This window comes from Halalkalicoccus sp. NIPERK01 (genome assembly GCF_030287405.1).
In the GTDB taxonomy this organism is placed as follows: Archaea; Halobacteriota; Halobacteria; order Halobacteriales; family Halalkalicoccaceae; genus Halalkalicoccus.
Map to the genome: position 1 here is coordinate 67,906 of NZ_JASVVV010000005.1, position 19,077 is coordinate 86,982.

19 protein-coding genes are annotated in these 19,077 nt (G+C 58.2%); 8 read left to right on the top strand and 11 right to left on the bottom strand.

The annotated features are described in order from the left end of the window. Positions 1 to 107: 107 nt before the first annotated feature. The 4 genes from chrA (at position 108) to QRT08_RS14320 (ending at position 4,748) form a co-directional block, all read left to right on the top strand. A complete protein-coding gene (gene chrA, locus QRT08_RS14305) occupies positions 108 to 1,466 on the top strand; it encodes a chromate efflux transporter (protein ID WP_286046644.1) in 1,359 nt (452 codons plus the stop codon). 64 nt (positions 1,467 to 1,530) lie between these two features. After that, complete coding sequence (locus tag QRT08_RS14310) at positions 1,531 to 2,946, top strand: MFS transporter (RefSeq protein WP_286046645.1); 1,416 nt, start codon at positions 1,531 to 1,533, stop codon at positions 2,944 to 2,946. 176 nt (positions 2,947 to 3,122) lie between these two features. Then, positions 3,123 to 3,509: an arsenate-mycothiol transferase ArsC gene (locus tag QRT08_RS14315; RefSeq protein WP_286046646.1), complete on the top strand. Its 387-nt coding sequence runs from the start codon at positions 3,123 to 3,125 to the stop codon at positions 3,507 to 3,509. Positions 3,510 to 3,659: 150 nt separating this feature from the next. After that, the gene (locus QRT08_RS14320) at positions 3,660 to 4,748 is read left to right on the top strand and encodes a putative sulfate/molybdate transporter (protein WP_286046647.1); all 1,089 of its coding nucleotides are present in this window, start codon (positions 3,660 to 3,662) and stop codon (positions 4,746 to 4,748) included. A gap of 274 nt (positions 4,749 to 5,022) precedes the next feature. Here the strand turns inward: QRT08_RS14320 and QRT08_RS14325 are convergent, their stop codons facing one another. From QRT08_RS14325 to QRT08_RS14360, 8 genes are all read right to left on the bottom strand, one after another. Next, positions 5,023 to 5,598, bottom strand: coding sequence for a hypothetical protein (locus tag QRT08_RS14325; protein ID WP_286046648.1), 576 nt, complete (start codon positions 5,596 to 5,598; stop codon positions 5,023 to 5,025). 252 nt (positions 5,599 to 5,850) lie between these two features. Further along, positions 5,851 to 6,213, bottom strand: a complete 363-nt coding sequence (locus QRT08_RS14330) for a hypothetical protein (protein WP_286046649.1) — start codon at positions 6,211 to 6,213, stop codon at positions 5,851 to 5,853. 1,058 nt (positions 6,214 to 7,271) lie between these two features. Continuing rightward, the gene (locus QRT08_RS14335) at positions 7,272 to 7,640 is read right to left on the bottom strand and encodes a hypothetical protein (protein ID WP_286046650.1); all 369 of its coding nucleotides are present in this window, start codon (positions 7,638 to 7,640) and stop codon (positions 7,272 to 7,274) included. 151 nt (positions 7,641 to 7,791) lie between these two features. Beyond that, a complete protein-coding gene (locus QRT08_RS14340) occupies positions 7,792 to 8,577 on the bottom strand; it encodes an alpha/beta fold hydrolase (RefSeq protein ID WP_286046651.1) in 786 nt (261 codons plus the stop codon). 418 nt (positions 8,578 to 8,995) lie between these two features. After that, a complete protein-coding gene (locus tag QRT08_RS14345) occupies positions 8,996 to 9,460 on the bottom strand; it encodes a hypothetical protein (RefSeq protein ID WP_286046652.1) in 465 nt (154 codons plus the stop codon). A 352-nt stretch (positions 9,461 to 9,812) separates the two neighbouring features. Further along, positions 9,813 to 10,826 (bottom strand): sulfite exporter TauE/SafE family protein, encoded by a 1,014-nt coding sequence (locus QRT08_RS14350; protein ID WP_286046653.1) that lies wholly within the window; start codon positions 10,824 to 10,826, stop codon positions 9,813 to 9,815. A 2-nt stretch (positions 10,827 to 10,828) separates the two neighbouring features. Then, entirely contained in the window at positions 10,829 to 10,996 is a 168-nt protein-coding gene (locus tag QRT08_RS14355; RefSeq protein ID WP_483299969.1) for a DUF7512 family protein, read from the bottom strand. Positions 10,997 to 11,066: 70 nt separating this feature from the next. Beyond that, entirely contained in the window at positions 11,067 to 12,500 is a 1,434-nt protein-coding gene (locus tag QRT08_RS14360) for an FAD-binding oxidoreductase (RefSeq protein WP_286046656.1), read from the bottom strand. Between the two features lie 149 nt (positions 12,501 to 12,649). Here QRT08_RS14360 and QRT08_RS14365 point away from each other — a divergent pair, with 149 nt between their 5' ends. Then, positions 12,650 to 13,561 carry a helix-turn-helix transcriptional regulator gene (locus tag QRT08_RS14365; RefSeq protein ID WP_286046657.1) on the top strand — a complete coding sequence of 304 codons (912 nt, stop codon included), beginning with the start codon at positions 12,650 to 12,652 and terminating at the stop codon, positions 13,559 to 13,561. A gap of 219 nt (positions 13,562 to 13,780) precedes the next feature. On the opposite strand, the gene QRT08_RS14370 is transcribed toward QRT08_RS14365, so the two are convergent. Both QRT08_RS14370 and QRT08_RS14375 read right to left on the bottom strand, forming a co-directional pair. Next, a complete protein-coding gene (locus QRT08_RS14370) occupies positions 13,781 to 14,005 on the bottom strand; it encodes a universal stress protein (protein ID WP_286046658.1) in 225 nt (74 codons plus the stop codon). Continuing rightward, positions 14,005 to 14,364 carry a hypothetical protein gene (locus tag QRT08_RS14375; protein ID WP_286046659.1) on the bottom strand — a complete coding sequence of 120 codons (360 nt, stop codon included), beginning with the start codon at positions 14,362 to 14,364 and terminating at the stop codon, positions 14,005 to 14,007. The genes QRT08_RS14370 and QRT08_RS14375 overlap by 1 nt, the downstream gene beginning before the upstream one ends. Positions 14,365 to 14,901: 537 nt before the next feature. Between QRT08_RS14375 and QRT08_RS14380 the strand changes: the two genes are divergently transcribed. Further along, positions 14,902 to 16,110 (top strand): hypothetical protein, encoded by a 1,209-nt coding sequence (locus QRT08_RS14380; RefSeq protein WP_286046660.1) that lies wholly within the window; start codon positions 14,902 to 14,904, stop codon positions 16,108 to 16,110. 163 nt (positions 16,111 to 16,273) lie between these two features. Beyond that, on the top strand, positions 16,274 to 17,071 hold the full coding sequence (locus QRT08_RS14385; protein WP_286046661.1) for an alpha/beta fold hydrolase: 798 nt from the start codon (positions 16,274 to 16,276) through the stop codon (positions 17,069 to 17,071). A 243-nt stretch (positions 17,072 to 17,314) separates the two neighbouring features. Here the strand turns inward: QRT08_RS14385 and QRT08_RS14390 are convergent, their stop codons facing one another. Beyond that, positions 17,315 to 17,965 carry a DUF7509 family protein gene (locus tag QRT08_RS14390; protein ID WP_286046662.1) on the bottom strand — a complete coding sequence of 217 codons (651 nt, stop codon included), beginning with the start codon at positions 17,963 to 17,965 and terminating at the stop codon, positions 17,315 to 17,317. Between the two features lie 94 nt (positions 17,966 to 18,059). On the opposite strand from QRT08_RS14390, the gene QRT08_RS14395 reads away from it, so the two are divergent. After that, a complete protein-coding gene (locus QRT08_RS14395) occupies positions 18,060 to 18,452 on the top strand; it encodes a winged helix-turn-helix domain-containing protein (protein WP_286046663.1) in 393 nt (130 codons plus the stop codon). Positions 18,453 to 19,077: the final 625 nt, after the last annotated feature.

Genomic DNA, 19,077 nt, shown 5'->3' on the forward strand with positions numbered 1-19,077 from the left:
GTATAGAAATATTATTTACCCCAAGGAAGGATAGTTGCGTATGCATTGTATCGTGTCCACAGTACCACTCCCAGCTGCCAGAAAATCAGATGGCCTCTGTCAGTACGATGGCTGACGCCGAAGCCACCGGCGTTGGAGAGGAATACAGCGGACGATCGAGCCCTGCAAAGCTCGTCGAAATCGCCCGCTACTTCCTCTTTATCGGAATCGTCGGGTTCGGCGGGCCACTCGTCCACATCGCCATGATGGAGGACGATCTCGTCGGAGAGGACTCTCGCAACTGGACTGACGAGTCAATCTTCATGGAAGGACTGGCGATTTGCAATATGCTTCCCGGTCCCGCATCCACGCAACTGGGAATTTTCATGGGCTGGATTCGCGCGGGCAATCCCGGTGCCCTCGTCGCCGGCTTCTTCTTCATGCTTCCAACGTTCATCCTCGTGGTGTTTTTCTCGTGGCTATACTTCGCGTATCAGACGCTCCCGGCCGTCGAAGCCGCGTTCTACGGGATCAATCCGGTCGTCATCGGTCTCATCGTCGGCGCGACATACTCAATGGCACAGAGTGCCCTCGCCGATGGGCGATCACACGCCGAGTTCGACATCGGATCTGACACGTGGTCGGTTGATTTCCTCTTGGTTGCGCTCCTCGTTGCCGCAACCGTCGCGACGGCCACCCTGAACCCGAACCCCGTCCTCGAATTCATCGTTGCAGGCCTGATCGCCGTTGGCATCTATCGGTCAGACTGGGTACGAGCGAATGCGAAACGGATCGCTGCCGCGGGTATCGTGACTGCTGGCATCGGCAGCCTCTACACGCTCCGAGGTCGGTTTCTCGATCTGGTCGGCCCCCGAATTCGGGCGGCCATCGAAGCGAGCCCCCTCTGGGGTATCGCCCTAGCTCTCTGGGCAAACCCGTGGGTGAAGCTGTTTCTGTTCATGGTTTACACAGGCTCGTTCATCTATGGTGGCGGCCTCGTCCTCATCCCGTTCATCGAGAAGTACGTCGTCAACGAGTTCGCGTGGTTGACCGCCCGTGAGTTCGTCGACGGTATCGCGATCGGCCAGCTCTCGCCCGGTCCCGTCGTGATGACGACGGCATTCGTCGGCTACAAACTCCTGCTTGACGTCTCCGGGGGACTGGTATGGGTCGCCGTCGTGGGTGCGTTGGTCGCGATGATCGGCGCCTTCGGCCCGTCGTTCGTCTTCATTATGGGCTTCTTCCCGTACTTCGCCCGAGTTCGTGAGAACGACGTCATCCAAACGGCTCTCACCGGCGTCAACGCCGCCGTCGTCGGAGCCATCCTCGGTGCAACCGTCACCCTCGCAGTGGAATCGTTCGTCGACGTCTTCACCGTCGTCCTCGCCGTCGTCACATTCGGACTGTTCGTCCGTGGAACACACGCTGCATATCTGATTCTGGGCGGCGGCGGGATCGGCATGGCGTGGTACTTCCTCGTCCTATGACGCAAGCACAGCCCACCAAACACGGCAACGGAAACGCACGACTGAGTTCGGAAAGAATTTGATTATGAGTCAGGAGCAAGTTACGGTTGAGACGGACGAATCGGGACCGTTAGATACGTTTCGGCAGTTCTTCGCCCTTGAACGGGACGTACTGGTACTGTCGCTGGCGATGTTCGCGTTCAGCCTCGGCTTCCAGATGACCAATCGGTTCCTCCCGGAGTACATGGTTGCACTGGGCGCGTCGGGATTCGTCGTTGGCCTCTTTGGGACTGTCAGCAACATCATCTCGGCGGTATTCCCGTATCCCGGCGGCGCTATTTCGGACCGCATCGGCTCGCGGTATGCACTCACGCTGTTCGGGTTGATCTCGACGGTCGGATTCGGGGTCTGGCTGGTCGCGCCGAACCTCGGCGTGATTACCGTCGCCGGCGTCACGGTCCAACCCTGGATCTGGATCTTCGTCGGCCTGCTGCTCGCACAGGGCTGGAAGTCGTTCGGGCTGGGCGCGACGTTTGCGGTCGTCAAACAAGCGACTGATCCCTCACGATTGGCTGCCGGCTTCGCCAGCACCGAGACGTTCCGCCGGACGGCGTTCCTCATCGGTCCAGTGCTCGCAGCGGTCCTGATCGGCTTCCATCCAGACTTCACGGTAAGCTTCCAGTACGTCCTTGCCGTGGCGGTCATCTTTGGGGTTGTCGGCACCGTCGCCCAGCACGTCCTCTATGACGTCGACGAGCGGAGCTCGTCGGACAATCAGAACTCAGAGAGTTCTGATGACGCAAGCGAGGATTCTATCGGGGGTTCGTTCGAGGAGCTTGCTCAAGTTAGACGGGACCTGCGTGAGATGCCCGAGCCACTTCGCCCACTCCTGGTGGGTGATACGCTCGTCCGATTCGCGAACGGAATGGTCTACGTCTTCTTCGTGCTGGTGATCACGCAGTTCTACGAGGTCGGATTCGAGACGACGGTTTCGCTGGCCGGCTTCTCATATGGCATCGATCTCTCGCCGGAGGCGTTTTTCGGCTATCTACTCGGTGTCGAGATGCTGATCGCGCTCCTCACGATGGCACCCGCTGCGAAAGCCGCCGAGCGCGTCGGTCTCAAGCCAGTCGTCGCGCTGGGTTTTGCAGTCTATGCCCTCTTTCCCGTCGTACTCATCAGTGGACCGGAAGTCCTCGCACCACTGATGTCACTCTCGTGGGCGATGATTCTCATCTTCGCGGTCTCTGGACTCCGCTTCGCGGGCCTTCCCTCGCACAAGGCGTTGATTGTCGGTCCTGCCGAGCAAGAGGCCGGCGGGCGCGTCACAGGCACGTACTATCTTCTGCGGAACACGATCGTCATCCCGAGTGCCGCTCTCGGCGGCTACCTCTGGGAGTTCGTGAGTCCGGAAATCGCGTTCACACTCGCAGCAGTGATTGGCGTTGTCGGGACCGGCTACTTCCTCGTCTTCGGCGAGGAATTCGAGGCATACGTATGAGCAAGACAGTGAACACAGCACGTACTCTTGGCCCAAGGCAGGTTCCAACCAACTCGTAATCCTGGCCCGAACTCTCCAGAAACTGTCAGTGTCGGTCCGTAAAACAGAACGGCTGTACGTAACATATGGGTGGCGAGCCGTACGCTCTTGTGCATCCATACCATACGGATGCCACGATGACGAAAATCGCGTTCATCTGTGTTGGTAACGCAGGTCGAAGCCAGATGGCAAGCGCTCTTGCAGAGCGCGAGCGGGCTGAGCGGGGTATGGATGTCGAGATCATCACCGGCGGGGTTGATCCGGCTGAAAGCGTCCATGACGAGGTTATCAAAGCGATGGACGAGATCAGTATCGACATCAGTGACCGGACGCCACGGCAGATCACGCCCGAGGACATCGAGGACGTGGACTATGTCGTGACGATGGGCTGTTCGGTTGAGCAATTCCGCCCAGACGATTGGGACGGCGAAAGTTTCGTCTGGGAACTGGAGGCTGGTGATACCTGTGAGCAGCGGGCTGAACTCAGTCACCGCATTGAACAGTTCTTTGACGATCTCGAATGACACGAACGAGTACTGTAGTGTGCCTCTCTTTCCAATTTGACGAGTCACAGCTGTATTACGCGAAACTGATATCGGTTACTGACAACCCGTAGAATAGCCATATATCGTTGCTGGACAGTTTAATGGCCTTTGAGCGCTTGAGCCGAACTAGTGGCGTTCTCAAGCGATCATTGGCGTAAGCATTCGGCCAAATTCTCCACAGGTGAATTTACTGGGGCGATAGGGGATTCGGTCACGGTGTTTCCGATGGTCGTCGCTATCGCTGCCCTCACGGAACTCTCGCTGGCCCATCTCCTTCTCGGGTTCGCAGTGTTCCAGATCGTCTGGGGGCTCTACTACGGCCTTCCGGTATCGGTCGAGCCGATGAAGGCACTCGCCGCGCTCGTGATCGCAGGCGCTCTCACAGCGAGCGAACTCGCGGTCGCCGGTCTCCTCGCCGGCATTGTTCTTCTCGTGGTTGGATGGACGGGTACGCTCGGCCGAATCGAGCAGTACGTGGGTCAGCCAGTGATTCGAGGCGTTCAACTCGGGGTAGGGCTCATTCTCCTTGAAACCGGTATCCAACTGAGTCTCGACGGGCTGACGCTCGCACTCCTATCGATGGGCATCGCAGCGGTTGTGATCGTCGCGGGCTACCAGAAGGCGAGCGCGCTCGTTGTCCTCTGTCTCGGGGTCGTCTTCACAATTACACAGGTTGGCGTTCCAACACCGCAGCTTCCTGCGTTTACAGTTCGTCTTCCGAGTCTGTCGTCGGTCTCTGTGGCGGCGCTTGAAGGAACGGTCGCACAACTCGCAATGACTGTCGGAAACGCTGCCGTCGCCACCTCGTTACTTCTCTCGGACTACTACGACGCAAACGTGTCTGCCGACGAGCTCTCGACGAGTATGGGCGTGATGAATCTGTTCGCCATCCCACTTGGGGCGATGCCAATGTGTCACGGGAGTGGGGGCGTCGCTGGAAAGTATGCCTTCGGTGCCCGTACCGCCGGATCGAACGTGATTCTCGGAGTGATTTACGCGGTTGCCGCCGTACTGGCGGTCGGTATTGTGGCTGCGTTCCCCCTGCCAATGCTCGGGGTTGTCCTCGGTCTGATCGCTATTGAACTCGGACGGGCAGGTCTTGAGACGGACCACCTGCCACTCACGCTTGGAATCGGCGTGCTTGGCGTGGTGACAAACATCGGTATTGCGTTTGTGGTGGGTGCCCTAGGGTACCTTCTCCTTGAACACATGTCGTAGGCCCTTCTCGGGTCACGTCCCTCTGTCTGAGATGCGTGCCCTGTATCTCGCACGACGTTTCTGACAGTTGCCGGCGAGTAAAGAGAACCACTGGCTGGACACGTTCGCTACTTCCTCTCAGTCGTCGCCCTGGGGACTCATCGGAGCGCGCATCCCTCGGCGTGGAACTCCGAGCGCTCTCCGTCCCCGCGACGGAGCGACTCGCGGCCGCAATCCTCGCCCCGGTACTACGTTGCGCCACCCTGCTCCGGCGGCTCGATGTGCGGGCCGGTGATCAGCGTCTCATTGTCGTCCTACGTGGCGGTCTCGGTCGCAACATACCGTCGGTCACGACCACGGCATCGTCGGCCGGTCGGTGCTCGACGGTCGAATCACCCAGCCCGCGGTACTGCTCGCGAGCGGCGATCATCATCTCGACGTCCGTCTCCTCGTCGAGGTCGGGCACGTCGCGCTGGCCGAGTGCCATCTCGACGCGGCGCTGGTGCTTGCACGCGCCGTCCTGATAGGTGGCGCTCGGACTGCTATGTCCGCCTCCGAGATTCAGTCCTCGGTTCTCGACGACGCCTACTCGATAAGTCACGTTCGTGATCTCACTAACGAGATCGTCAACCAGGACGGATTCGGGTTCTGCAACACGGTAGGCGGTAAGAATATCCTTGACAAATCGGGGGGTTCCACCCAACAGACACGGATACGGACCTCCTCTCGATCGACTGGTTCCGACCACGCCCAGCAGGACGATCAGATTCAGGACTAGGAGCAGGACGACAGCGATGAGCGGGAGGAGATCACGTCGGTACGCAGCCGTCAAGATGAACGCGGAGGTCGCGACGGACGAGGGCGAGGACATCTACCCTCCCTCCTCTGTCCCCTCTCTTATGGGGTTGATAGGGTAGTGTGATCGCCGAGATCCCGCCTCGCACACGCGCGCCTGAACTGACAGCGTGACGGGTGAGAATGAGCGACTGCGTCGGGATGCCGCTGTCAATAGCGAATCAGTCGTCCGATTCGTATCTCGATCCTGAGAGTCGAGTTCTCTGGTGGCTCACCCGTCCGGCAGGCGAGACCGATTCCCGGGCCGCGGCTTGCTGTCTCCGCTCGTTCACGGCGGCGGGGAGTCCTTCGTGGCGTCGATGCGTTCGCGAGGCGCGGTGACCTCCCCGGACAGCATCATCCGTTCCACTAGGGCCTCGACGTCCGAGAGCGGTACCAACGGGGTGACGTTCTGGATGCGTTCGTGATCGGGATCCGGCACGGTCGCGGCCGTCGATCGGAGCAACTCCACCCACCCGTCGGCCATCCCGGACCAGCTCTCGTATCGGTAGGCGACGGGATCGAGCCCGAGGTCGATCTCGATCGCAGTCGGGACGCCCGTCACGGGCCCGTCTACGACGTCGGGGTGGGCGCTCTCGCCCCGTTCGGGCGGTTCGTCCGGCAGTCGTGGCTGGCTCGGTCCGTTAAACATGATTTATTATGATATACGGAGGTACGTATAGCTTTTCACCGGCCCAATATCCATTTCCAGTGGTAATTCTTGTCGAGTACCACGAGTCTCCCTCGAAGCCCGGTTTCGAAGGGAGCGCCGAAATGGCTCGGCGGTGACGGAGGTGCTCCTCGACCGTACAGTCGTAGTAGCTCGTCGTTATCAAGCCCGAAGCGGCCGATCGGTATCACGATCGTTGTGATCGGGCCAAGGAACGAGACGCGTCTCGTCTGCACACTAGAAATCTTCGATTTCTGGAGACGTCATCACGCGCTTATCTCAACGAACAGAGTGAGAGGCCGCAAGTTGTCTCCGTGAGCCAGGAGCCCAAACCCCCATCGGAGGAATCTTGCCCCGTTAGGGTGGGAGGATGTCAATCACTATGAGTACGCAGCGATCGAGACGAGAACTGAACACGGCCCCTTACTCATCCGATTTGGCGTTAGGATTCGGCGTCCTGAAGCCGTCTCGGTAGCAGGGCCAACAAGGGAGTTCGTCGAACGTCGGGAGACAATCACAGTCCGCTGGGCGTCGATCTGCTTGTTGCTCCCACTGCGGAAAGCGCTCAAGCGACGTTCGCTCGGACGGCAGCTCTTTTGAGCTCATGAACTTACCCTCAAATAGGCCCGTCGGCAGGAGCGACAAAGCGGGGCTGATTCGCCAAACGCCCGAACAAGCTGCACGTCCTCGCAGCTAAAGCAGCTAGGGGCACGGCAGACCCTATGGTTGTGATCGCGCGTCTGTTCTCTGGATGGTGTGAATTTCGCGTTCGTGCTCATCTCTGATCAGTGGTAAACCGCTCGTGGCGCGCAGCAACAGCAACCACCGTCCGTGTATCTCTCCTCGTGTGCTGGACGGCGGAGCATCGTTCCATCGCCTTCTCAATTTACGTCACTACCGTCCGTACGTAGCCGGTGAATTCCGCTCTGGATTTCCGTTCACAGACTGGGCCGTTCAGTCCTCTGAGGGCAGCTCTGGCGCTGGTATCGAAGGATCATGGAGCGTGTGACGGGCTCCACCTGACTAGAGGTCCCCTATCGTCAAAAGCACGCGCCAACCGTGGTGAAAGTGAAGCACAAGTGGATCGCCAGATGGTCTCTGAGACGGCTCTGGAAACGACTGCTATCGTCTCCGTCCGTAGCGAGGTATAGATCAGCACTTGCGACGTCACGAATCAGCAAGCAGTGAGCGTGCCCGCTGAACGTAGCCGTTCGTTTCCCAACTCCGGGCTCCACTGATCGTATCGAGAAGCGTGCGTCTAGAGACGATACCTTCAGGTAGGTGCTCAGATCCTCGAAATCGCTCTCGAATTGCCAGTTTGCCTTCTCGACCTGCCGAATCAGCCTGTCGTGTTCGAAGTACAGGTTAAGACGTTCGTTGAGTTCGTCCTCGTCGATTTCTGAGTCCATGCCGTCTGTCTCCTTTAGCGACCGGATGACGTCTGTGAATTGGATAACGCTCCGGTTGGGATATTCGAAGAGAGAATCTCGATCACCATCGAACCTCGATTCATCTACCCCCGTTAAATCTAGCCGCGCAGAATCAGCGAACACTCTCTGCTTAGACGATCTCACTGCTAAACTTCCGTATGACCGCACTGAATGCATCCGGTCGATGAAGGTTGCAAATATGACCGGCCCCATCCATAGTGGCTATATAGGCATTGTTCGTGGCTGCAGCGTGGTCCTCTGCACCTCTCTGCATGATGAGGTCCCGTGCCCCATTAATAACAAGCGTCGGGCCGGGATACGTTGATAAGGCGCTTCGGAAATCTTTCCCTCTCAGATCTGGGCCAGCTTCCCCAAACTGTCGTGGATAGATTCCGGAATCGATGATCTCCTCTTTAATCTCTGGGGAGAGATCACGCTCTCGAACCCATTTCTCACCGGCACGTCGAATACCCTGTTCAACACGGTCACTTCTGGTCGCGAGCCTCGATACTGTGCCTACTACTCGTGTAACGGCCTCCATCCGGCCAACCGGGTTCGCGCTACTTCCTACGACAACGAGTCCATCAACCTTCTCAGGATACCGACTGGCGTACTCAGTTGAGACGTATCCACCCAGAGAGAGACCGACTAGAATCGCGTGGCCATCGGCTTGCGTCTCGATAAGATCGTCAAGCAGCTCTATCGCTGGCTCCAGACGGAACGTCTCATCCAACCGCGTACCGTGCCCCGGAAGATCCGGTGCGATTACCCGGTACTCGTCTGAAAGCGCATCGCGCTGAGGGGCCCACAGCTTACGGGTAAACATCGCCCCATGAACGAAGACGACTGGTTGCCCGTCTGTGGGTCCAACAATATCGACTCCGTGAAGCGCGGCTTCTTCGCTGATCTGACTCATAGCATGATCAACGGTGAGAACATCCTTAGATACTGTGCTGGCGTGTGATTGATTACCATGTCTAAAGTCCCAACACAGCGCAAAACATGGTCATTACTGTCAACTCACAGTAACGATAAGTCGTATAAGGGCGTCTCATAATTCCAACGCCTGGTGTTGAGTGCGGCCTAGTACGTGAACCTGGTTCAGTCCGGAAAATATTCGATTATCTGCGGATGTTACGCTTCGAGGCGGCCGCAATCGAACTGCTCGCCGGGTTGTGAGAGTTCCTCAAGCGCGTCCTACTCTTCGCGCAGGTTCTACTGGGTATTGTGCTGGTCGCCCCGACGCTCGGTGGTCCGGATGAGCTGCTGACATCGTTGGATTCGTTCCGCGCAATCGAACCGTACCTCGCCAACCGTCCGACCTTCTTTTCGCCTCAATTGTCCGTAACTCGATCGATACCTCGGTGACGTTCATGGACTAACACACGTCCACTTCCCAACCCCGACGCTTTGTCCTTCAAGCACTGGTTGAGATCCTCGCTCATGTGGCTATACACGTCGATAGATTCGAGGTCGATGAACTCGCCAATCGGCGGGAACTTCGGACCCGCAACCGCCATGTGAAACTCCAAAGGGGCTTGATAGGTGTGCATGTGTATCACGGCTATCCGATCTCCATCGGCGCTGAAGTAGACGTTGTATGCCAGTGCCTCCGGCTCGTTGGCCTCGACGAAGTCCACTAACTCCCGCATCGCCGATTTGAGTTCTTTCAACGTTCCGTCGCGCACCGTAGATTGGTCGATGTACACGACGAAGTCAGTCATCCCGCATCCGATGTGTGACGTGGTGACCACGCTGTATCGCTTGTGTTGGTCGTTACTGTTGATGTCATCGGTCACTCCAGTCGTTGCGTCCAACACAACAGTACGTCCTTGAGTACCGAGACGGCGGAGCAGGCGCCACTATTTGGCTACGTCGCGCATCACGTTAGCCGTTACCGTTGTACAAATGGCCGAAGACAACTCTGGATATGTTCGAGCAACTCACACCACTACTGTCGAAACTGATGTCTTGAATAGCGATGTCCTCATCAATAGTCGAAATCCGACCACCATCATGAGGGGTTAACTAGTAGTCTCAGAATCCAAGTGGCCTCGCCTACTCGCGGATCGCTATTCAACACGGCAATCGAAACGGATTCAAGAGAAAACCCCAAGACCAGAGGACAGTCTACCGTTTGGATCCCAGCAGCTACTGTCGAAGCCGTACCGGTAGTTTGCGGATCAGTGGCGATCTATGCTCTCGATTCTCTCTGAGTGCAGCGATCGACATGTAGATGATCGCACCACTGACCAGGACTGCGGTTCCGAAGATGAGACGTGTACTCATGGTCTCAAGCATCTCAACGCCGAATGCGACACCTACCTGCTTACTTGCGGTGGCGATACCCCCCGCGAGCAGCATTACAGCGAAGTATCCCTTGACGTCAGCCTCGTCTACCAGCCGTGTCGCACTTGCACCGATGCGAGCGCCGAGAGCGCTCCCGCCGAGCAGCGCGGCGACAACGGATACATTGACGGCGTTCGACTGGGCGTAGACGAACGTCCCGAACACGCCCGAAACCGAGATCTGGAGGATGCTGGTCCCAGCAGCAATTGCAGTGGGAATGCCGAATCCATAGACCATGACGGGGAGTAGAAGGAATCCTCCACCGACACCGAGACTGCCAGAGAGAATGCCGATGCCCGACCCAACAACAAGGATAACCCACACTGATACAGTAGCACCGCCAGGTAGCGACACCAGTGGTGGGAGCGTGATGGCCTGAACCTTGGTAGCGACTCGGCCCGTTCCCACATCGATACCGTCGGTACTGGTATCTCGGAGGACGATGAGCCCGACCGCTCCAAGAAGGCCGACGTACACCACGCTGATGACGAAGTCAGCGTTACCGAGATTCGCAAGCACGAACACGACTCGGGTACCGACTTCGATACCGAACGTCATTCCGAGAATCATCACCGCCGCCAGTGTGTAGCTGATCTGGCCGTGATCACGGTGTCTGAGCGCACCGATGACACTGGTGCCGAAGACGAACGCGAATGCGCTCCCGACAGCCACCGGTGCCGGATATCCGAGCACCAACAGCGCTGGCGTCACGAGAAACGATCCCCCCATCCCGAAAAATCCAAAAAGGATACCGATGAGCAGGCCGAACCCGACGAAGAAACCAATCATCACGATACCAAGACCGAAGAGTTCCATGGTCAGGTACTCTCGAGTATTTCACGGGCGGCCGGGCTAGCAATTCGTACCAGTGCCCCGTATCCGACGTACAACACGAGCGCCTCCGCCAGAACGTAACCGACTGTGGCAACAGCCTGCCCGGACTCACTGAATACGGGAGCGACCAGCAGGACACTCAGCGGTATCATCAGTATGCTCAATGGAACGATCCAGGCTATCGATGACTGACACCCACCTGCTGAGAACTCAGCGTCCCAGTCACTCATGGCATGCCCCGCCGTCAGCCTCAGCGCTTTCGGACGGTGTGATGTTTTGGTTGAGGCTGAACAGATTCGCCGGGTCGTACTCGTCTTTCAGGGCGACCAATCGTTCGTACGTCGGTCCGAACGTGGTCCGCATCATGTCGTCGCCCTCTTCGAGGAATCCCGGGAAGTTCAGATACACCGAACCGTCCGAAAACTGGCGCATATCGTCGAGACAGCCGCGCACCCACTCGACGTTCTCGTCGTCGTCTTCCGGGCGCTCCCAGTTCGCTTCGACGCCAAGCAGGAAGGGCGCGTGTCGTCCGGCGAACGCGCTGTCCTCGGTGTCAGCCCGTTCGATTGCGCCCCCTAACTGCCAGACGTCGACCGTCGAGAGCGGTGAGGGTGCCACGTCGGTCCAGTACACGATGCGATCGATGGCGGACTCCGACAGGCCGTCGAGGTACAGCGACTTCCAGTAGTAGCGCATTCCATCGGGGTAGTCCTCATCGAAGAGCTGTTGATAGTCTACGTACGGCATCGGGCCGCTGAAGTCGGCGATCGGTTCGGCGATCTCCTCCAAGGGTGCGAGCGCACGCTCACCGTCCTCGACCGATCCCGCGTAACAGCCCGTGATGGCGATTTTGGTGTCGTCCACCACGTCCGAGGGGAAGAGTTCCTCGTCGGGCATCACGCCAGACAACGTGAGTGTGCTGACTTCCACGGACGCTGACGCGACGTACTCGCGATACGCCCGCAGACACTCGGCCATCCGGTCTCCTGAATAGAACACGAGGCAGGTCGCCACCTCGGGTCCGACCGGGTGGAGGTCGAACTCGAAGCCGGTAACCACCCCGAAGTTGCCGCCACCACCGCGAAGGCCCCAGAAGAGGTCCGGAGCCTCGTCCTCGCTGGCGGTCACGAACGTGCCGTCCGCGGTGACTAAATCGACTGACCTGAGGTTGTCGCAAGTCAGTCCGTACTTACAACGAAGGTGACCGATGCCGCCGCCGAGCGTGAGTCCTGCGACGCCCGTCTCCGAGACGGCCCCGCCTGGCGTTGCGAGACCGAAGGCCTGAGTCTCGTGATCCACGTCTGCCCACGTGGCACCGGCCTGGACCCACGCCCTCTGTGCGTCGGGGTCGATCCGCACACCCCGCATCTCCGAGAGATCGATGACGAGCCCGTCATCGCAGACCGCAGTCCCGGCGACGTTGTGGCCGCCACCACGTACCGCAACGAGGAGGCCGTTCTCGCGCGCGAAGTTCACAGCGCTGATGACGTCTCCGACGCCTCGACATCGGGCAATTAGGGCCGGATGCTTGTCGATCATCCCGTTCCACACCCCGCGCGCGTCGTCGTAGTCGACGTCATCGGGACGAATCAGGTCGCCGTGGAATCCGACTTCGAACTGTTCGATCTGTTCGGCGGGAAGGACGTGTTGTGCCATACAAAAACGTACGACAGCGCGGGTGTTGGCCTCACCTATCGAGCAGTGGTCGGTGTCGAGAGCACCGTTTCAGGCAGTGAGAAGATTTTCAGAACGTGTACGGGATAGAGTTACTATCGATGACAGCCTCTGTCTAGCGAGTAAGTCACATGGTGCCTGATCCAGACGATCGATTGGATGACGATGGTCGTCCCCCACCCGGCTCTCCGGTCTTCGAGGCCATTTTGGAAAACGAACGGAACCGCCGCTATCTCGGCGAGCGTCTGGACGCTGCGGGCGACCGCATCGACACGGACCTGCTTGGCGACATCGTCCGGCACGGCCCGATCCTCGAAGTACTGTTGGAGGAGCCACTAGATCGCCGGGAAATTGAAGCGTGCCTCGACGTCTCGCGGGCGACGAGTCACCGCTACACGCAATGGCTCGATGAGCAAGGATTCGTCGAGAAGGTCGATGGCCGATTTCAGTTGACCTGGCGTGGCGCAGTCATCGCCGAGGAGGTCCTCCGGTTCGAGGCGAACGTGCGGACCGCCCACAGACTGACCCCACTTCTCGAGGCCATCTGTGAGGACCACAGGGAGTTTGTCGTCGAACCGTTTGTGGATGCGATGGTCACTGTCGCCGAACCCGACGATCCCTACCGGCCGGTCGAGCGGTTCATCGCACTCGTCAACGAATCGGAGTCCTTCCGGGGATTCAACACGACGCACATGGCACCGCTGGTCCTCGGCGAGTTCCACCAGCGGGTGTTCGACGAAACCGATACCGAAATCATCTACCTGCCACACATTGTTGAGAAACTCTTCGAAACGTACCCCGAACGCGCCCGGGAGGCGATCGAGCGCGGACACTTGACTCTCCGGACACGCGAGGACCTGCCGTACGGTCTCGCGCTGTTCGACGACCGCGCCGGGATCGGGGGCTACGACGAGACTACTGGTCTCATGCAGGTGTTCGTCGATACAGATGCCCCGATTGCGTGTGAGTGGGCCGAGCGCGTCTACACTGCAGTTAGAGCGGACTCAGACCCGCTCAACGAGCAAAACGATTTGTCCTCGTGACACGCTCTCGGCAGGACGGACAATCCCTGTTATTTCTCGGCTCCATCAGAACCCTTGTTGGGGATCTCAGGAATGTCTCAAAGTGGGACAATATCACGGTGGCGAACGGCACCTGGAGTTCTCTATTTGTCTTCTGTTCTCGTCTCCTTCCAACAACCACCGAATAAATATGGCGCGAGAGATGTCGGCGCCACTGAGCGGTGATGACTGTGTTTGTCCTCACTCGTAGACGCCTTCACGAACAGAGATCACGGGACAGCGCACCGATTCAAGGATCTCCTGTGAAACGCTCCCGAAGAGTGTTCGCCGAGCCGATGACTGGTTTCGCCCGCCTACCACGACGAAATCAGCATCGTGGTCCTCAGCCATCGCGGTGACGCGGTCAGCCGGATCACCGACAGCACCCCGGACTTCATACTCGATACCAGCCTCATCAAGGGTCATCACGAGATTTTGAATGAGGTTTTTCTGTTGAGGACCCGTTCGATTACCTCCGGCCGGTCAGCCTCCCTCACCCGGTAACGGCGCTGAATCCAGTCGGGTACATCACCCTCGATTCCTGGCTGAGTGGGTACCCCCTCCTTGAATCGGGTTTCGAGAACCGATCTTGTCTCCTCATCTGCCTCCTCAAGAGCATCCTGATACGTCTTTTCAGGGAGAATATGGGCGACTGTGACTGTTGCTTTCGCTGGAGCGGCGACATCGATTATCGCTTTGGCGAATGCGTCGATGCGGTTCTCGTCCTCTTCTCCAATAGCTACCAAGAGTGTGTCCAATCCCATAGACTCTCTTTGAACGTTCATGGTGTTATCTCCTTCTCAGATCCCCCCTGAGCGATCTGTTCATCTCTCAACTGAGGGTTGTAACACACCACAATGTGATCAGTTAGACAAACCCTTGTGCAACGCCGTGTCTTCCGTAGGATACAGTTGCACAAGGTTTTTTCTCACAACGAGATGGAATCTATTGATCCCCAGGCTCTGTTGAAATCCTCAAAGAAAGATATGTTTCATTTGCCGTGCTGAATACAGCGCGCATATCGTTCACCAACGGACCGACCCGTAGCACACCGTTTCCAGGCCAAAGAGTGCATTTCGTTCAATTCCTGCAGTTGTTTCACGGGGTGACGTTATGTGACCCGCTCCCATAGTAGAACGGGATCAACCAACCCATGGCAGACAGAACATCGCCACACCTGCAAGTGCTCTCACCACGGTCGATGTCTGGTGACACATCGAGGGGTCACCATGCCTGACACCGCACAACCCCTTACCGAACTGTTCGAGTATCCACTGCTTCAGGCCATTTTTGGGCGACGATCTCGTCGGTTCGGTCGTGGCTTGTCGATCCCTTCGGGGCCGCTGGCGTTCGAATCGGACGCTGACCCGCTTCCGTTATCCGACCTCGAGCAATCGGTCCTCGTCGCCGCCGGGACCGGGGTGAGTGGGTGGCACTACGGGATTCCGTTCGGCCCGCATCGGCCGGACGAGCACACCGACTTCTCGGTCCGGTTGACCGGTCGAACGGCACCGACGGCGGCCGGGATCGGCACACCGGTCCTCTTCTATACCGACGACGACGGCACATACCTGACGAACACCCGGAGCGTCGAACTGAGTCGGCTCCGCGAGGCAATGGACCTCGAAGACGACGCCGAACGCATTATGGCAGCGGCCGGAGCGCATACTGAGAAACTCTCCGACGAGCGGGTGGACATCCCCGCCGAATCCGGCCACATCCTCGAACCGAACCACTGGTGGACCAACACGCCGGGGTCGACGCTGTTCATGCCCGTCGGCGACGCCAGCGAAGAGATGCTGGCGCTCCTCTGTCTGTTCGTCGAGAACGGCTACGTGATCATGGATGACGAGATCGGTGAACCGGCCGGCGACCTCGGGCCGTACATCGAATCGGGGTTGTTGGACGCCGATAAGGCGTTCCCGCTGTCCTTCCTCGAACGCGCCACCCTGGAACAGAACTGTGCCGAGCTGGCGTTCATGGCACACAACATGGTGCTCACGATGCAGGCGATGGGGTTGGGCGGGTTGTACTTCGCCGGGATCAACGAGCTGAGCCTGGTTGGCGCTCCGATGCGCGACGACCTTGACGGGCTCGGATTCCGGTTCGTCGACAATGAGGACTGGACCGCACCAAACCCGGTGGGTCTCGACGACCAGTACGAGGGTCTCTGTCCGCCGTACTACCCGGACATGCACGCGGCAGTCGATGAACTGGTCGAGCGGAAGTTCGGTCCGGGCGGCACCTACGACCCGTTAACACCGGGCCCGTGGAAGGACAGCGAGGCGGTGAAGCGCTCGATCGAGCCATACGCCGACGAGACGGTCGAGTGCCTCGGTGAGATCGCCCAGTACGTCTACGACAAGCACGGGAAGTTCCCGGGGACGGTACCGACGATGGTGCTGCCCGGTTGCGTCCAGGCACACCATATTGACACGGACTACTACGACGCGCATTTCAAAGCCGGTGCGTACCTCGATACCCACGCCGAGCACCTGCAGCGGTGGCACGAAGCGGAAACCCCGTCTTGATTGCCTCTTACGGTCGGGGGCGCTTACTCTGGGCATTCGTATCAGGTCGCCGATAACGAACCCTTCACCTGCTGAATAGAGGGCGCGTATCGGTCGCCAACGTATCGTCCGAAAGCCGATGGTGCCCAGAGCCTATTTATCTGTGATCGGTTTCTGTAGGACCATGCCAGTCATTCAGTGTAACGGAGCCGATCTGTATTACGAGGAGCAGGGAGCAGGACAAACGATCGTGTTTCTCCACGGCGCGTTTGCCGGTCTCAGGTACTTCGAACCACAGTTGGTCGGATTCGACGAGGATTTCCATACGGTGGCGCTCGATTTTCGGGGACACGGGCGATCGGAGAAGACGGAACGGGGTCACACGCTCGCGCAACATGCCCGCGATCTGCGAGCCTTTCTCGAACAGCTCGACCTGACAGACGTCGCGGTCGTCGGCTGGTCGATGGGGGCGCTCGTCTCGTGGGAGTACGTCGATCAGTTCGGCACCGAGAGGATACGGGCATTGGTTGATATCGACATGGAACCGTCGCCGTTTCAGCGGGAGGGGTACGACTTCGGGACGTACACGATAGAGGGGATGCGCGAGGTTCTCGACGGGATACAATCAAACCCAGTGGAACTCACCGATGAATCGATCGAGGCACTACTCAAAGACCCACCGTCGAGGAAACTCCGGAACATGATGTTCGACGAAGAAACCCGAACGCCACCGTCGGTGCGGGGGTCAATGCTCCTCGATTTGATGCGAGATTATCGAGAGGTGCTTCCCAAGGTCGATGTCCCAACCCTCGTCTGTGCGGGGGCGGACGAGAAATGGCGGGGCGTTGCCAACGTGAAATACGCGTCTGAGCTGATTCCGGACGCTCGATTCGAACTCTTCGAACAGAGCGGACACTGTATAACCATTGAGGAACCCGAGCGTTTCAATCGCGTCTTGACCGAGTTTCTCAATGCGATCTGACGACGACCCACGACCTCTCAAACGGTCGACTCTGATTAAATAAATAACGTATTCACCATGCTAAATACAGCCTCTGTATCTCGCACACGGTTCTTATCTAACAAGCGGCACCGGTGTTGGATAGTAGATCCCCGTTCCAGAAGCCGAGCAGTACATGGCCCGTCAGCGGGAGAAACACAAGCGCCAACAGCAGAGTGATCGACTGTCGCAAGAGGGGAGGGAGCGAGTAGGGCGGGGAGGCTGTCAATCGAGCTGTGGGAGGTCGCCACGTTGTTCTCGTCGTGCGAGATCACGGACGAACAACCGGAGCTGATGGACGAGATCATCGCGGTCGTCATACGAGTAGACGCGAGCGTCCCACCGGTCTTGCACTGCAGCGATCATTGCACTCCTGACACCGGATTCGTGGATGAACAGGACCCGTTCTTGATGTGCGGTCGTCGGCGTTCGCTCATCGCGTTGACGAAAGATCGCCTCGAGAACGGATCCGGTTTCGATGCCGACACCGAGGTTATCCCCGATCCTCGGGACGATATAGACGACGGCGTTGCTTGCGAGCGCGAATTCGATGCTCTGTGTTGCAGCGTCCATCTCCTCCAACGGGATGTCGATATCGATGGCCAGAAACGCGTTGACGCCCGGATCAGTTCGGAGTCGATCACGGGCGTACAGCAGGAGATCGAGGACTGCCTCCTGCCGGTCGAGATCGATATCCGACCCGACAAGTGTACCGAAATTCACCGTCTCGGGGATCGAACTCAGGGTCTCGCGGTCGTCGTTCTCCGCCGCGTCAAGCAGTGCATCGACGTCGAACGTCTTGTATGGCCCCATCAGATAGACGAGAAAGCGTGAATGGGCGAGCTCGCCGAGTTCGCCGATTAGTCGGTCGCGCATTACACCAGCATCCGCGCCCATATATAAATAAGCTGCTTTTCTGTGAGTACTGAGTCAGCAAGCACTTATGGGTCTGCTTGCGTAAGTTCTGAGTATGTCCGAAACCGATCGTTCGTCCCCCGATGCGGACGATTTGGCAGGACTCCTGCCGGAACACAGTCTCCTCTCTCTCGAACAGTATCTGGACATGCAGCGAGCGATCGGTAACGAAACCCGCTTTCGGATTCTCCATTTCCTCACCGAAAAGGGAGCCCAAAGTGCGAAAGAACTCGAACAGGGACTATACCTCCCGTCGAACACGCTCCACTACCACCTCGACGCACTCGTTACCGTGGGACTCGTCGAGAATAGAAAACGGAAGACGCCCGACAGCGGAGGCCTCTATTCGTACTATCAGGCCACCTCACTCGGAGAGGGGATACTCGAACACGGCGTCAGAGAACTGATACGCGAGGAGTGGGATCTCCTTGACGCGTATAGCGACTAGCAGGAACGTGCGTTTCCGTCCATGAAGAAAGATGTGTCTCACGTGCCGTGCTGAATAGAAGGCACATATGCAGCATGATCTCTGTATCGGGTGCGCTCAAATTCGAGCCTACGTACAGAGAAGCTACCGATCAGTGTCGATAACCCCTCGATTGAGTGGTGAGTTGGGTCTACTCAGACGATTCATATATTTGGTAGATGATGGACTAACATGGGCGAGCCCCCACCGACGACTGTTATTCTCCCTACGACGCAGTGGACCACCGCTTGTGAGGAAATCGCTGAACAGCTCAGCCAGGTAGATGAACTCCTTGTAGTTTGTGACGACGACTCTGATCCTGTGATAGACCAATGTGATAATACGTTACGTGGGGTCGGACTCGTGTTCGCCGGAGAGGGTCATGTCCGGTTTACACAGATCGTGCGGCGGCACGATCCTGCGGGGTTCGCAGGTATGTGCGCCATCGCAACTTTGTCTGCGATTGGCGCTCTTCTCTACCCCCTTCCAGCGCTGATACTCTTGACACTTCTTCAGTTGGGGGTTTATACGGCGTTCGGAGTCCGCCGATGGACGTTTTTACTGGCCTATCCAGGAACGCTTGCCCAAGTCCCACTCTTAAGCTATG

What these genes read in the sequence shown, in the direction of transcription:
- QRT08_RS14330 (WP_286046649.1), bottom strand. Translation starts at nt 6,213, where the DNA reads ATGTTTAACGGACCGAGCCAGCCACGACTGCCGGACGAACCGCCCGAA.
- QRT08_RS14360 (WP_286046656.1), bottom strand. Translation starts at nt 12,500, where the DNA reads ATGGCACAACACGTCCTTCCCGCCGAACAGATCGAACAGTTCGAAGTC.
- QRT08_RS14340 (WP_286046651.1), bottom strand. Translation starts at nt 8,577, where the DNA reads ATGAGTCAGATCAGCGAAGAAGCCGCGCTTCACGGAGTCGATATTGTT.
- QRT08_RS14385 (WP_286046661.1), top strand. Translation starts at nt 16,274, where the DNA reads ATGCCAGTCATTCAGTGTAACGGAGCCGATCTGTATTACGAGGAGCAG.
- QRT08_RS14310 (WP_286046645.1), top strand. Translation starts at nt 1,531, where the DNA reads ATGAGTCAGGAGCAAGTTACGGTTGAGACGGACGAATCGGGACCGTTA.
- QRT08_RS14350 (WP_286046653.1), bottom strand. Translation starts at nt 10,826, where the DNA reads ATGGAACTCTTCGGTCTTGGTATCGTGATGATTGGTTTCTTCGTCGGG.
- chrA (WP_286046644.1), top strand. Translation starts at nt 108, where the DNA reads ATGGCTGACGCCGAAGCCACCGGCGTTGGAGAGGAATACAGCGGACGA.
- QRT08_RS14335 (WP_286046650.1), bottom strand. Translation starts at nt 7,640, where the DNA reads ATGGACTCAGAAATCGACGAGGACGAACTCAACGAACGTCTTAACCTG.
- QRT08_RS14395 (WP_286046663.1), top strand. Translation starts at nt 18,060, where the DNA reads ATGTCCGAAACCGATCGTTCGTCCCCCGATGCGGACGATTTGGCAGGA.
- QRT08_RS14315 (WP_286046646.1), top strand. Translation starts at nt 3,123, where the DNA reads ATGACGAAAATCGCGTTCATCTGTGTTGGTAACGCAGGTCGAAGCCAG.
- QRT08_RS14375 (WP_286046659.1), bottom strand. Translation starts at nt 14,364, where the DNA reads ATGAACGTTCAAAGAGAGTCTATGGGATTGGACACACTCTTGGTAGCT.
- QRT08_RS14365 (WP_286046657.1), top strand. Translation starts at nt 12,650, where the DNA reads ATGGTGCCTGATCCAGACGATCGATTGGATGACGATGGTCGTCCCCCA.
- QRT08_RS14325 (WP_286046648.1), bottom strand. Translation starts at nt 5,598, where the DNA reads ATGTCCTCGCCCTCGTCCGTCGCGACCTCCGCGTTCATCTTGACGGCT.
- QRT08_RS14355 (WP_483299969.1), bottom strand. Translation starts at nt 10,996, where the DNA reads ATGATACCGCTGAGTGTCCTGCTGGTCGCTCCCGTATTCAGTGAGTCC.
- QRT08_RS14390 (WP_286046662.1), bottom strand. Translation starts at nt 17,965, where the DNA reads ATGCGCGACCGACTAATCGGCGAACTCGGCGAGCTCGCCCATTCACGC.
- QRT08_RS14370 (WP_286046658.1), bottom strand. Translation starts at nt 14,005, where the DNA reads ATGACCCTTGATGAGGCTGGTATCGAGTATGAAGTCCGGGGTGCTGTC.